General features: G+C 42.9%; 9 protein-coding genes and 4 tRNA genes. 10 read left to right on the top strand and 3 right to left on the bottom strand.

The window, feature by feature from the left end; translation table 11 throughout:
• Window positions 1-36: 36 nt before the first annotated feature.
• Window positions 37-1,008 carry an RNA polymerase sigma factor RpoS gene (gene rpoS, locus K358_RS0115305; protein WP_027697635.1) on the top strand — a complete coding sequence of 324 codons (972 nt, stop codon included), beginning with the start codon at window positions 37-39 and terminating at the stop codon, window positions 1,006-1,008.
• Between the two features lie 77 nt (window positions 1,009-1,085).
• On the opposite strand, the gene mutS is transcribed toward rpoS, so the two are convergent.
• The 3 genes from mutS to K358_RS0115290 all read right to left on the bottom strand — a co-directional run bounded on the left by mutS (window position 1,086) and on the right by K358_RS0115290 (window position 7,009).
• Window positions 1,086-3,647: a DNA mismatch repair protein MutS gene (mutS, locus tag K358_RS0115300; RefSeq protein WP_038150329.1), complete on the bottom strand. Its 2,562-nt coding sequence runs from the start codon at window positions 3,645-3,647 to the stop codon at window positions 1,086-1,088.
• A gap of 443 nt (window positions 3,648-4,090) precedes the next feature.
• Window positions 4,091-5,980 (bottom strand): TRAP transporter permease, encoded by a 1,890-nt coding sequence (locus K358_RS0115295; RefSeq protein ID WP_027697633.1) that lies wholly within the window; start codon window positions 5,978-5,980, stop codon window positions 4,091-4,093.
• 93 nt (window positions 5,981-6,073) lie between these two features.
• Window positions 6,074-7,009, bottom strand: coding sequence for a TAXI family TRAP transporter solute-binding subunit (locus tag K358_RS0115290; RefSeq protein ID WP_027697632.1), 936 nt, complete (start codon window positions 7,007-7,009; stop codon window positions 6,074-6,076).
• Window positions 7,010-7,169: 160 nt separating this feature from the next.
• Here K358_RS0115290 and pncC point away from each other — a divergent pair, with 160 nt between their 5' ends.
• The 9 genes from pncC to K358_RS0115245 all read left to right on the top strand — a co-directional run bounded on the left by pncC (window position 7,170) and on the right by K358_RS0115245 (window position 13,658).
• Complete coding sequence (gene pncC, locus K358_RS0115285; RefSeq protein WP_027697631.1) at window positions 7,170-7,667, top strand: nicotinamide-nucleotide amidase; 498 nt, start codon at window positions 7,170-7,172, stop codon at window positions 7,665-7,667.
• Between the two features lie 123 nt (window positions 7,668-7,790).
• Window positions 7,791-8,837: a recombinase RecA gene (gene recA / locus K358_RS0115280; RefSeq protein WP_027697630.1), complete on the top strand. Its 1,047-nt coding sequence runs from the start codon at window positions 7,791-7,793 to the stop codon at window positions 8,835-8,837.
• 234 nt (window positions 8,838-9,071) lie between these two features.
• Window positions 9,072-9,536, top strand: a complete 465-nt coding sequence (recX, locus tag K358_RS0115275) for a recombination regulator RecX (RefSeq protein ID WP_027697629.1) — start codon at window positions 9,072-9,074, stop codon at window positions 9,534-9,536.
• Between the two features lie 140 nt (window positions 9,537-9,676).
• Window positions 9,677-12,271 carry an alanine--tRNA ligase gene (gene alaS, locus K358_RS0115270; RefSeq protein WP_027697628.1) on the top strand — a complete coding sequence of 865 codons (2,595 nt, stop codon included), beginning with the start codon at window positions 9,677-9,679 and terminating at the stop codon, window positions 12,269-12,271.
• A gap of 400 nt (window positions 12,272-12,671) precedes the next feature.
• The gene (csrA, locus tag K358_RS0115265; RefSeq protein ID WP_027697627.1) at window positions 12,672-12,872 is read left to right on the top strand and encodes a carbon storage regulator CsrA; all 201 of its coding nucleotides are present in this window, start codon (window positions 12,672-12,674) and stop codon (window positions 12,870-12,872) included.
• A 271-nt stretch (window positions 12,873-13,143) separates the two neighbouring features.
• Window positions 13,144-13,236, top strand: a tRNA-Ser gene (locus tag K358_RS0115260).
• Between the two features lie 80 nt (window positions 13,237-13,316).
• Window positions 13,317-13,393: transfer RNA gene (locus K358_RS0115255), tRNA-Arg, on the top strand.
• 21 nt (window positions 13,394-13,414) lie between these two features.
• Window positions 13,415-13,507: transfer RNA gene (locus K358_RS0115250), tRNA-Ser, on the top strand.
• Between the two features lie 74 nt (window positions 13,508-13,581).
• Window positions 13,582-13,658, top strand: a tRNA-Arg gene (locus tag K358_RS0115245).
• Window positions 13,659-13,660: the final 2 nt, after the last annotated feature.

The raw sequence follows: 13,660 nt of genomic DNA, 5'->3' as shown, positions 1-13,660 counted from the left end.
TCTTGCTAAAACTTTATTCGCCAAGGGGAGGCGCTTATGAGTATCAGCAATGCAGTAACTAAAATAAACGACATCGATGATTCTGAATTTGATGTTGAGGCTCTTGCAGCCCAAGCGGTTTCAAAAAAAGAAGAAGCGAAAGAAGAGTATGAAATTTCGGCCAAAAGCCTTGATGCGACTCAACTTTATCTTAGTGAAATCGGTTTTTCTCCACTCTTAACAGCAGAAGAAGAAGTACTTTATGCTCGACGAGCACTTCGCGGCGATGCAGCAGCACGCAAGCGTATGATTGAAAGTAACTTACGTCTGGTCGTTAAGATTTCTCGCCGTTATAACAGCCGTGGTTTAGCACTACTTGACCTAATTGAAGAAGGTAATTTAGGGCTGATCCGTGCAGTGGAAAAATTCGACCCAGAACGTGGTTTCCGTTTTTCAACTTATGCAACTTGGTGGATTCGTCAAACCATCGAACGCGCTTTAATGAATCAAACACGCACCATTAGATTGCCTATCCATGTGGTGAAAGAGCTGAATATCTATTTGCGTACTGCTCGTGAGTTAGCACAAAAGCTAGACCATGAACCAACCGCAGAAGAAATTGCTTTCCAACTTGATAAGCCAGTGGAAGATGTCAGCAAAATGCTGCGTTTGAATGAGCGTGTAAGCTCAGTTGATACACCTATTGGTGGTGATGGCGATAAAGCACTGTTGGATATCATTCCTGATATTAACAACTCGGATCCTGAAGTCTCGACCCAAGATAACGATATTAAATCGTCGTTGATTGATTGGTTAGATGAGCTTAACCCGAAACAAAAAGAAGTCTTGGCACGCCGCTTCGGTCTTTTAGGCTATGAGCCATCAACTTTGGAAGAGGTTGGCCGTGAAATTAGCTTAACTCGTGAACGTGTTCGTCAGATCCAAGTGGAAGGCCTACGTCGTTTAAGAGAGATTTTAATGAAGCAAGGTTTGAGCATGGAATCGTTATTTGATGCTGAGTATGAATAATTCATTTATAAGGTGAGCAGATAAAATAAAGGGAAGCCACGGTGGCTTCCCTTTTATTTTTTGAGTTAATTTAGTTCCTAGGCCATTAAGCTCTTGAGTCGGTATAAAGCATCGAGAGCTTCTCTTGGACTCATATCATCTGGATTAACCTGTGTTAATGCTTGTTCCACTTCGCTGATTTCAGGAATTAAACTTAACTGCTGCTCAACGGTTTGAGTTTGCATGCTTGCAGTAGACTGAGCTGAATTGCCTTGTTCTGCTTTTTGGTGACCAAGCGCTTCTAATTGTTGCAGTTTAGCTTTGGCTTGTTTAATCACTGATTTTGGCACACCAGCTAAACTGGCTACCGCAAGGCCATAAGATTTACTTGCGGCACCTTCTTGAACGGCGTGCATAAAGGCAATGCTATCACCGTGTTCAATCGCATCTAAATGCACATTCGCAAGATGATCTATTTGGTTCGGCAGTTCGGTTAATTCAAAGTAGTGAGTGGCAAATAATGTCATTGCGTTAATTTTAGTGGCTAACCAATCTGCACTGGCCCACGCTAATGACAGACCATCATAAGTACTGGTACCGCGACCAATTTCATCCATCAAAACTAGGCTGTTTTTAGTGGCGTTATGCAAGATATTGGCGGTTTCGGTCATTTCTACCATAAAGGTTGAACGACCTGATGCCAGATCATCTTGCGCGCCAATTCGAGTAAAGATGCGATCAATCGAACCTATGGTAGCCGCTTTCGCTGGAACATAGCTGCCAATGTGCGCCAATAAAGCAATCAATGCCGTTTGACGCATATAAGTCGATTTACCGCCCATGTTTGGGCCGGTAATGATCAACATCTGGCGCTTAGCATTTAGCTCTACTGGGTTGGCAATAAATGGTACATCCAGCACTTGCTCAACCACCGGGTGGCGACCGGCATCAATATGTAGCTCAGCATTATCGGTCAGTATTGGACGGCAGTAGTTGAGCGAATCAGCACGTTCAGCAAGATTTTGTAGTACGTCTAATTGAGACAAAGAGGCTGCCAATTCTTGCAAACGTTCTAGATGCGGCATTAATAAATCAAAGAGTTCTTCCCACAAACGTTTCTCTAACGCTAACGCCTTTGATTTTGAATTAAGCACTTTATCTTCATGCTCTTTTAATTCAGGGATGATGTAACGTTCAGCATTTTTTAAAGTCTGGCGACGAACATAATGAGGTGGCACTAAGTGGCTTTGCCCGCGACTCACTTGAATGAAAAAGCCATTCACATTGTTATAGCCAACTTTTAAGCTATCGATACCGTGACGTTCGCGCTCTTCTGCTTCCATCTTGTCGAGGTATTCAGTTGCACCATCGGCTAAATTACGTAGTTCATCTAATTCCGCATGATAACCTTCCGCCAATACACCACCATCACGGATCACCACAGGCGGATTTTCTTTGATAGCACGTTCGAGTAGTGAACAAATCTCGTCCATCGGTAAACAAGCTTTAGCCAACCTTTGTAGGTGATGGTGCTGGAAGCTTTGCGTAATACTGCTTAATTCAGGTAATTGTTGCATGGCATTACGTAAGCGAGCTAAGTCACGTGGGCGAGCCGAACGTAGAGCTAAACGCGCTAAAATACGTTCAATATCACCAATGCTTTTTAGGCTAGGGTGTAGCTCTGCAAAGTAGGCGTTGTCTTTAATTTCAGTAATAGCGTCAAGACGTTGATTCAGTATATCGTTGTTACGCATTGGCTGATGCAACCAACGTTTGAACATACGACTACCCATTGGCGTAGCGGTTTTATCGAGTACTTCCGCTAGCGTATTATCAGTGCCGCCAGCTAAATTGTGAGTAATTTCTAAGTTACGGCGAGTGGCAGCATCTAAGATCACTGAGTCATCTTGGCGGTCAAACGTCAAAGAACGAATATGCGGTAAAGCGGTGCGCTGAGTATCTTTAACATATTGAATTAAACATCCGGCAGCGCATAAACCAAGCTTGGCATTTTCAACCCCAAAACCAACCAGATCTTTGGTGCCAAATTGCATATTAAGTTGTTGCTTAGCGGTATTGAGTTCAAATTCCCAAATCGGGCGGCGACGTTGACCTTTTGATTTTTCAAGTAAAGACATCGCTTGTAAATCTTCTGGATATAACAACTCTTTTGGCGAGGTTCGTTGCAGTTCTGCTTGCATCGCTTCTAGGGTTTCGGGTTCGCACAGTTGAAAGCGGCCAGATGTCATATCTAACGTGGCATAGCCAAATTTTTCATCTTGCTGGTAAATGGCGGCAACTAGGTTATCAATACGCTCAGGTAGTAGCGCTTCATCGGTAACCGTTCCCGGCGTGACAATGCGGACTACTTTACGCTCAACTGGGCCTTTGCTGGTGGCAGGATCGCCAACTTGTTCACAAATGGCTACTGATTCACCAAGCTGAACTAATTTGGCTAGGTAGCCTTCGACAGCGTGAAAAGGAACACCCGCCATCGGAATCGGTTCTCCAGCGGAAGCGCCACGCTTAGTTAAAGAAATATCCAATAATTGCGAAGCGCGTTTGGCGTCATCGTAGAATAATTCATAGAAATCACCCATACGATAAAACAGTAAAATATCTGGATTTTCTGCCTTTAAACGCAAGTACTGCTGCATCATTGGAGTATGAGTTTCTGATTTGGCCACGCTTACCACCCGAGGTTGTGTTGAAAAATATTAATATACCCAAGTAACTTAAAGATGCGAGTTTCAGCAAGAATAAAACAAGCTTTAGGCAAGGCAAATTGAACATGATCATAGTTATTCTATCTCTGTTCAATTTAACGCAGCATAAAGCTTGTTTTAACTTGCCCTTCGGGAGCTTCATCCAAACCTTTATGCCGCGTCAGATTGGTTTGAAAGGTGCTTACATTCCTTCGCCAATCTTCCTTGCCTCAAGGTTTGGATGATAGCTCTGAATTCTGCATCTTGAAGTCACTTGGGTATATAGCCCGACATAATATTTTTCATACCAGTAGAAAGCAATGAAAATGGCCCAGTTCATATTGAAGTGGGCCATTTTTAATGCAGAGTTAATTTATATTTTCGATTTAATCGTTCATTTAAGTTAATGCGGGTTCTGCTCGTTTAGCATTAAGTAGAATAATCACCGCGACAATAGCAATACAAACTAAGCGATAAATATCGTCCGTAAATAAGATCCCTAGTGCAAGAATCAATAGTAAACCACGTTCGACAGCATTTAATGGTTTAACTAAGCGACCCTCGATTCCTCCTGCAAAGGCAAAGATCAATCCTAATGTGGTGATCACGCCAATAAAGAAGTGAGTCAGCTCACCATCAAGCCAAATTAAGCCGGAGAAAGCCATCATGGCTGGAATAATGAAGAAGCCTTGCGCCAGTTTGAATGCTTGAATAGCAGACTTCATTGGTGAGGCACCGGCAATCCCAGCTCCCGCAAAAGCAGCTAATGCAATAGGAGGAGTGACGTTAGAAGTTTGGGATAGCCAGAACACAATCATATGAGCGGTTAATAACCCTAAACCAAAATCATTGAGCGCCGGCACCGCCATCACTGACAGCACGATATAGGCAGCTGTAACCGGAAGCCCCATGCCTAAGATCACCGCAGCAATCGCAATTAAACCTAATGCCGACCACAAGTAGCCGCCAGAGAGCGCAATTAAGAACTGAGTAAATTGCAAGCCTATACCCGTTTGACCAACCACGCCAACGACGATACCTGCGGTGGCACAGGCAATTGAAATCGGTACTGCCGAAATCGCGCCTTCTTTTAGTCCTTGTAGAAAAACAGGGAAAGTAATACGACTATGTTTTCTTAACATCGCCGCCACTAAAATCGCTGCACATCCTGCAATACCAACCAATACCGGCGAGTAGCTCATCAATAACAAGGTAGTAATGAAGACCAGCGGCACTAAGAAATGCCAGCCATTTTTCATTACCACGCCGATTTTATCTGTCACGCTCATGCCCTGTAGACCTAGCTTACAAGCCATTAAATGCACATAAAGTAGGGTACTTACAAAGTAGAGAATCGCAGGGGCAATCGATACCAGTAAAATGTCGCTGTAGGGAATGCCGGTAAATTGTGCCATCACAAAAGCGCCGGCTCCCATCACTGGTGGCATGATTTGCCCTCCGGTTGACGCCGCCGCTTCTATGCCTGCCGCTTGCTCTGGTTTATAGCCGAGCTTTTTCATCATAGGAATGGTTAAAGCGCCGGTTGTTACTGTGTTGGCAATGGCTGAACCAGAAATCGAACCTAGTGCAGCAGAAGCCAAAACACTCGCCTTGGCTGGGCCACCTCGGTACTTGCCCGCAATAGCAAACGCGGCATCAATGAAAAATTGTCCAGCGCCAGTTACTTGTAAAAACGCGCCAAATAACACAAACATAAATACTACCCCGGCAGCAATCGCGAGTGGGGCACCGAATACACCGTTGGTAGAGAAAATATGAAAGCGGATCACTTCTTCAAGTGAGAAACCTTTACTGGCAACACCAGCCGGTAGGGCGTCGCCAAAGAAAGCGTAGGCTAAAAATAATCCCGCGATAAACACCATGACAAAACCTACGGTACGGCGAGTCGCTTCTAGTAATGCAACGATTAAAATCACGCCCGCAAGTTGGTCGATAGGTTGCAAGCCATCTAGTAAAAAGCTGATGTCATCGTAGTCAAAAATACTGATTTGATAAGTGGCCCAGCAAGTCGCTACGATTAATGCCATATCAATTAGACGTGAAGATAAATAAAGCCCAATCGGTTTATTTTCAGCTTTGAGTAATGGATAGAGTAAGAAAGCTAAAGTTAGGATCCAAGCTAAGTGAATAGGTCGAAAAATAGGGGCGGATAAAGTGGGTTGTAGACCTTGCCATACTTGAAAAACAGATAAGCCAACAGCGACCACCGCAGCAAAATAGACAAACCCATCAGTGACGGTTTGACTAAGCGGTTTGGATTGTGTCATTTCAAACTCCGTATGAAAAAACAGGGGGATAGTTGATGCATTGAGAAATAAGCGGCAACAGTAACGTTGCCGCATCGAGTATTAAAGATAGAGTTATTTCTTCATTTGCTCATCAAGATATTGCTGCGCACCAGGGTGTAGTGAAATGCCTGATAATTTATTCATATTCTCAAGTGTCGTGAATTTAGTGACACCAACTACTTGGCGAATTTTCTTCATGTTATCAAATGCTACTTTGGCCATTTCATAAGCTTGCTCTTGTGGCATATTCTTATTGACGACCAGAACATTCCATACTGCTGGTGTGGTAAATGCTGGTACGTTTTTATACGTTTCAGCCGGTGCTTCTAGTGGTTGATAAGATGGATTGGCGGCAATGATCTTTTGCATGTCATCTTCGCTAAAAGACAAAATACGAATATCGCGGGTCAGGGCTAATTCGGTAATCGCACCAACGCCTAAACTGCCTACGATCACGCCTGCATCAATTTGACCATTGGCGAGCGCATTGGTTGTCGCTGTGTAGTTCAGCGATTGAGGTTTAACGTCACTCTCATTAATGCCTAGGGTGCTTAAAATATTGACCGCACTAACACGCGTACCCGAACCTGGAGCACCTAGAGAAATACGTTTGCCCTTAAGATCTGCGACGGAATGAATATCAGAATTGGCAGGGACCATAAATTGCACCGCGTTTGGATAAAGTGCAAATAAAACCGAGACGTCCATTTTTCTTGGAAATGGTTTCACACCTTCATTGGCTTGTAAAACAACATTACCTTGTGCAATACCAACCAGCTGTTTACCTGTTGCGACCTTGATGGTGTTCTCAACTGATGCAGCGGTCACTTCGGCACGCATATCAAAATTATCAATATTCTCACTCCATATTTTGGCTAAAATGCCTCCAAGTGGGTAGTATGTACCGCTCTGACTACCAGTTCCTATTGTATAGCTAGCCGCAAAAACGGGGATTGAAACCGCAAGTGATACGGCGACTAGGGTTTGTTTAGCAAACTTTTTTAACATGGTAACTTCCCTTTTAGTTATAAAGACAACCGATTGAGTATAGAGTGAAATTTATTGTAAAAGAGTTGTTAAGTTATCTAGGTGTGATTTCTAACAATGAATTACAGCAAAAAGTTAAGTAACGTCACAAAAATGAATTACAAACAAAAGAGGGATGAGCATGAATTTATCGGAATTACATATTCTTAGTAAAAGAGTGGGTATTAAGCTAAAGCAGCAATCGCAAGTATTAGTGACCGCTGAATCATGCACTGGCGGTGGAATAGCAACGGCAATAACCGATGCATCAGGAAGTTCTGCTTGGTTTGATCGTGCATTTGTCACTTACAGTAATGAAGCTAAAATGGAAATGTTGGATGTTTCAGAGACCACTTTGCTAGAACATGGCGCGGTTAGCGAACAGACAGTAAAAGAAATGGCTCTTGGCGCTTTGCAATATTCAAGAGGGACATTTGCCATATCAGTCAGTGGTATCGCTGGGCCTTCTGGTGGTAGCGATGAAAAGCCAGTTGGTACGGTTTGTTTTGGCTGGGCAAATTCACAAGGTGAGCTCGAAATCGAAACCATACATTTTAGTGGTAATCGTGAAGAGGTAAGGTTACAAGCTTGTTGGCATGCCTTAGAGCACCTAGAAGATATGCTAGACAAAACGGAATAAATTGACTGAAAAAAATTTAAAAGTAAAAAAATCATATACAGGTGTGGACACTGTACAAACAAACAGTATAATGAGCCCATCTTTACAAGAACAAGTTTAACGCATCTGATAGGTGGAATTAGAATGGACGAGAACAAACAAAAGGCTCTAGCGGCGGCACTTGGCCAAATCGAAAAACAATTTGGTAAAGGCTCAATTATGAAATTGGGTGACAACCGCACGATGGACGTAGAAACTATTTCTACAGGCTCTCTTGCTTTGGATATCGCATTGGGTGCGGGTGGTTTACCAATGGGACGTATCGTAGAAGTATACGGTCCTGAAAGTTCAGGTAAAACAACATTAACATTAGAATTAATTGCGGCGGCGCAACGTTCAGGCAAAACCTGTGCATTCGTTGATGCAGAGCACGCGCTAGACCCAATTTACGCGAAAAAATTAGGCGTAAATATTGATGAGCTACTAGTTTCTCAGCCAGATACTGGTGAGCAAGCACTTGAAATCTGTGATGCGTTAGCTCGTTCTGGTGCGATTGATGTATTAGTTGTCGATTCAGTTGCTGCTTTAACACCGAAAGCGGAAATTGAAGGTGAAATGGGCGATAGCCACATGGGTCTTCAAGCACGTATGCTTTCTCAAGCAATGCGTAAACTGACGGGTAACCTAAAACAATCTAACTGTATGTGTATCTTCATTAACCAAATCCGTATGAAGATTGGTGTGATGTTTGGTTCACCAGAAACCACAACTGGTGGTAATGCGCTGAAATTCTACGCATCTGTTCGTCTTGATATTCGCCGTACTGGTGCCATCAAAGATGGTGACGAAGTAGTCGGTAACGAAACGCGTATTAAAGTTGTTAAGAACAAGATTGCGGCACCGTTCAAACAAGCTGAAACGCAAATTCTTTATGGTAAAGGTTTTAACCGTGAAGGTGAGCTAATCGATCTAGGTGTGAAGAACAAACTGGTTGAAAAAGCAGGCGCATGGTACAGCTACCAAGGTGATAAAATTGGCCAAGGTAAAGCAAACTCTTGCAACTACTTACGTGAACATCCAGCGATTGCACAAGAAATCGATACTAAGCTTCGTGAAATGCTATTAGCACCAGTGGTAGAAGAAACTGATGCGGTAGAAGCTGCTGAAATTGAATCTGGTGATGAGTTTTAATTTACCGATTTAAACGATAGATATAAATTGAGCCCTGCCAATTGCGTAGGGCTTTTTGTTATCTATACCCATCGTACTTGAAGCTGCAGCTTTGTTGACGGCGTTCATTCGCCCCAATCATTTAGACAAGCTAAACTCATGGGGTCTCATTCACTTGTCGCCTCACTGCAACTCCAATTACTTCGGGTAAATCTTTGCCACAAAGCCCCTATTACTTAATTTAGATGGTTTTCCATGTACCGAAAAAAGATGAAACTTTCAGCCCGAGAAGTCGCCGTGCAATTGCTTAGTCGACGAGATCATGGAGAGTTTGAATTAAAGCAAAAGCTAACGTTAAAAGAATTTGAAGAGCAAGAAATTAATCAAGCATTAGAGTACTGCATCTCTAATGGCTGGATGGATGATCTTCGCTATGCCAAAAGCCAAGTCCGGCAACACGTTTTCAAAGGCCATGGTAAGCGCCGTATTCAGCAAGCGCTATCAATGAAGAAAGTTGCTGACTATGTTATTGAGCAAGCGTTTGATGAAGAGCCACAAGATTGGTTTGAATTGGCAAAAGAAACGGCGCAAAAAAAGTTTAAAGGCCAAAAAGCGATCGATCAGAAAGCCTACGCTAAACAGATTCGTTTTTTACAGTATCGCGGCTTTGATTTTGACCAAATACAATATGCACTATCGAGTTTTGACAATGAAGATTAACCTTCTGGGGGCTGAATAGTTAGCAACGAGCGCCTACCCCAAAATAATCAATAATCCCCTACCGCAACTTGTTTTACTAACGAGTCGTCATCCATTACAATGACCAACAATTATACCTCGAATATTTCCGGAAGAATTGCATGTACATGAGCACAGATGAGGTACGCCGCGCGTTCCTATCGTTCTTTGAAAGCAAAGGACACCAAATTGTTGATAGTTCTTCATTAGTTCCTGCTAATGATCCAACCTTGCTATTTACCAATGCAGGGATGAACCAATTTAAAGATTGTTTTCTAGGTGCTGAAAAACGCAACTATACCCGTGCGACTACCGCTCAACGCTGTGTGCGTGCTGGTGGTAAGCATAACGATTTAGAAAATGTTGGTTTCACCGCGCGTCATCATACCTTTTTTGAAATGCTAGGTAACTTCAGCTTTGGTGATTACTTCAAGCATGATGCAATTGGTTATGCGTGGGAATTCTTAACCGAAGTTCTGCAACTTCCGAAAGAAAAGTTATTGGTTACTATTTATGAAACCGATGATGAAGCGTTTGAGATTTGGAACAAAGAAATTGGTATTCCAGCGGATCGTATCGTACGTATTGGCGATAAGCAGGGTGGTAAAGCTTACGAGTCAGACAACTTCTGGCAAATGGGTGACACGGGCCCTTGTGGTCCTTGTACCGAAATTTTCTATGATCACGGTGAACATATTTGGGGCGGACGCCCGGGTACACCTGAAGAAGACGGTGACCGTTTTATCGAGATTTGGAACAACGTATTCATGCAATTTAACCGCCATGCTGATGGTACAATGGAGCCGCTTCCTAAGCCTTCAGTTGATACTGGCATGGGCATCGAACGTATCTCTGCCATCATGCAGGGGGTGCACTCGAACTATGAAATCGACGTATTCCAAACACTGATCAAAGCCGCAGCGGAAGTGATCGGCACTGAAGATTTAGATAATCAATCACTACGCGTAGTGGCGGATCATATTCGTTCATGTTCATTCTTGATCGTTGATGGAGTAATGCCATCTAATGAAGGCCGCGGTTATGTGCTTCGTCGTATTATCCGTCGTGCGGTACGCCACGGTAACAAGCTTGGTGCTCAAGGTGCCTTCTTCTACAAACTCGTGGGTCAATTGGCAGAAGTCATGGGAACCGCTGGTGACGAGCTGAAAAAACAGCAGCCTGTGGTTGAAAAAGTATTGCGTATCGAAGAAGAAAACTTTGCCCGTACTCTTGACCGTGGCATGGCAATCTTAAATGAAGCGATTGATGCTATGGACTCACAACAAGGTGAGAAAGTGCTTGATGGTGAAACGGTATTTAAACTTTACGATACTTACGGTTTCCCTGCTGATTTAACCAATGATGTTGCTCGTGAACGTAATGTTGCGATTGATGAAGATGGTTTTGAAAAAGCGATGGAAGCTCAGCGTCAACGTGCTCGTGAAGCGGGTCAATTTGGTACCGACTATAATAAAGCAATTAAAACGGATGCAGACACTAACTTCTGTGGTTATACCGATGTAACAGGCGAAAGCACAATTCGTGAAATTTTTGTGGAAGGTGAAGCGGTTGATAGTATCAGCGCAGGTACTGAAGCGATTATTATTTTGGCTGAGACGCCTTTCTATGCAGAATCAGGTGGTCAATGTGGTGATGCGGGTACTCTAAAAACCAATTCAGGTTTATTTGAAGTACAAGATACTCAAAAACTGGGTAATGCTATCGCGCATCACGGTAAATTGCTTGAAGGTGTGATGGCAAAATCGGATAAGACTACTGCTCAAGTTGATGCAGAGCGTCGCAGTGCTATTACTTTAAACCACTCAGCAACTCACTTGTTACACGCAGCACTACGTAAAGTACTGGGCGATCACGTGACGCAAAAAGGCTCTTTAGTACGAGCAGAAAACCTACGTTTTGACTTCTCACATCTTGAAGCGGTAACCGCGGCAGAATTGCGTGAAGTAGAGCGTCTAGTGAACCAACAAGTACGTCGTAACCATGTGGTTGAAACCAATGTCATGGATATCGAGTCTGCTAAACAAAAAGGCGCAATGGCCTTGTTTGGTGAGAAGTACGATGATGAAGTACGTGTATTATCAATGGGCGACTTCTCAACTGAACTTTGTGGTGGTATTCACGCTTCAAATACTGGTGATATTGGTTTATTCAAAATCACATCAGAAAGTGGCATTGCTGCGGGTATTCGTCGTATTGAAGCGGTAACTGGCGAAGCAGCACTGGATGCGATTGAAGCGCAAAATTGTCAATATGAGCAGAAGATTTCTGAAAGCCAAGCTAAAGTGAAGCTGTTAGAAAAAGAAATTCAACAGCTTAAAGACAAGCTAGCTTCACAAGCGGGCGCTAGCTTAATTAGCCAAGTTAAAGAAATCGCAGGTATTAAGGTATTGATCAGTCAACTAGATGGTGCGGATAACAAAGCACTACGTGGCATGGTCGATGAGCTTAAAAACCAAATTGGCAGCGGTATTATCTTATTAGGTAATGTGGCTGATGATAAAGTTGGTTTAATTGCTGGTGTGACGAAAGATTTAACAGGACAAGTTAAAGCGGGTGAGTTAGTTAACTTTGTTGCCCAACAGGTTGGTGGTAAAGGTGGTGGTCGTCCTGATATGGCTCAAGCCGGTGGTACAGACCCCGCTGCACTACCAGCAGCATTAGCTGCCGTCGATAATTGGATCAGTGAAAAACTATAACTTTTCTGATTTTTAATGCACTATCAAAAGGCGACGTAGTTTACGTCGCCTTTTTTGATAAATCTGACAGGAAATGGCGTTATCGCTGACATAAACCGAAACGTAACGGTGGTAGCTTAAAGTTAGCTGTCGGCTTATACTAAGCAAAAATTTGGTTGTCTCATTAGATTACGATTTAATCGTTATTCAGCCTTCGATTTTTATTGATTGCGTAAATGGAATGCTTGTCAGTATTTAGTTGGATTATATTCTATCCTTCGGGATAAATGATTTAACGCTCATTGACAGCAAATTACTAAAAAATGTCCACTTTGTGATTAAGTTTATTTACCCAAATGTAACTTTTCATGGATAATGGCATCATTGAAATAATAAATAGAGATTACTCAAGGAGTATACAATGCTAATTTTGACTCGCCGAGTTGGTGAAACTTTAATGATTGGTGATGAAGTCACCGTAACTGTGCTTGGCGTAAAGGGGAATCAAGTTCGTATTGGTGTTAATGCACCTAAAGAAGTATCGGTTCACCGTGAAGAAATCTATATGCGAATTCAAGCAGAAAAAGGTACGGCTTCTGCCGCTCCACCTGGAAACTATTAATTTGCATTGTAAAAGTGAGGTCGGTGTTGCTGGCCTTTATTTTTGTAAATAATGAAAGTAACGAAAATTGAGAAACAATATCTAATTTAATGCCACTTTGTTTCCGTTAGATTAGCTTTGAACATGATGACATATTGGAATAAAAACAATAAATAGGTCATATTTTATCAAATTTGATTGAATACTATCCTGTTGAACTGTTTTTGAGTTTTTTTACCAAGAAAATGTTTGACATATTTTGGGTAAAACGTAATATGTGCCTCCGCAAGACGGTGAGGTGGCCGAGAGGCCGAAGGCGCTCCCCTGCTAAGGGAGTATACGGTTTGTAGCCGTATCGAGGGTTCGAATCCCTCCCTCACCGCCATTCTTGCAAATTCTTAAATACCTTGATTTGCACCTTGGTTATCATTAAGAAATCCTAGCAATAGGAAATCAGAAATCGATGCGCGCGTAGCTCAGCTGGATAGAGTACCTGGCTACGAACCAGGCGGTCGGAGGTTCGAATCCTCCCGCGCGCACCATTCTGAAGTGAGTTTTAAAGTGGTGAGGTGGCCGAGAGGCCGAAGGCGCTCCCCTGCTAAGGGAGTATACGGTTTGTAGCCGTATCGAGGGTTCGAATCCCTCCCTCACCGCCATTAAATTGGTTAATATCAATTTAATTTGAAATAAGTTTTTATAAATGACTTATGTGATTGATAAAAACAACGATGCGCGCGTAGCTCAGCTGGATAGAGTACCTGGCTACGAACCAGGCGGTCGGAGGTTCGAATCCTCCCGCGCGCACCATT

The organism is Vibrio litoralis DSM 17657 (assembly GCF_000426765.1).
Lineage (GTDB): Bacteria > Pseudomonadota > Gammaproteobacteria > Enterobacterales > Vibrionaceae > Vibrio > Vibrio litoralis.
The sequence above is the reverse complement of the archived record's forward strand: the minus strand, read 5'-3'. Positions and strand labels throughout refer to the sequence as shown.

Excerpts from the sequence above, each read along its gene's own strand:
- recA (WP_027697630.1), top strand. The coding sequence starts at position 7,791 with ATGGACGAGAACAAACAAAAGGCTCTAGCGGCGGCACTTGGCCAAATC.
- rpoS (WP_027697635.1), top strand. The coding sequence starts at position 37 with ATGAGTATCAGCAATGCAGTAACTAAAATAAACGACATCGATGATTCT.
- mutS (WP_038150329.1), bottom strand. The coding sequence starts at position 3,647 with ATGATGCAGCAGTACTTGCGTTTAAAGGCAGAAAATCCAGATATTTTA.
- K358_RS0115295 (WP_027697633.1), bottom strand. The coding sequence starts at position 5,980 with ATGACACAATCCAAACCGCTTAGTCAAACCGTCACTGATGGGTTTGTC.
- recX (WP_027697629.1), top strand. The coding sequence starts at position 9,072 with ATGTACCGAAAAAAGATGAAACTTTCAGCCCGAGAAGTCGCCGTGCAA.
- K358_RS0115290 (WP_027697632.1), bottom strand. The coding sequence starts at position 7,009 with ATGTTAAAAAAGTTTGCTAAACAAACCCTAGTCGCCGTATCACTTGCG.
- csrA (WP_027697627.1), top strand. The coding sequence starts at position 12,672 with ATGCTAATTTTGACTCGCCGAGTTGGTGAAACTTTAATGATTGGTGAT.
- alaS (WP_027697628.1), top strand. The coding sequence starts at position 9,677 with ATGTACATGAGCACAGATGAGGTACGCCGCGCGTTCCTATCGTTCTTT.
- pncC (WP_027697631.1), top strand. The coding sequence starts at position 7,170 with ATGAATTTATCGGAATTACATATTCTTAGTAAAAGAGTGGGTATTAAG.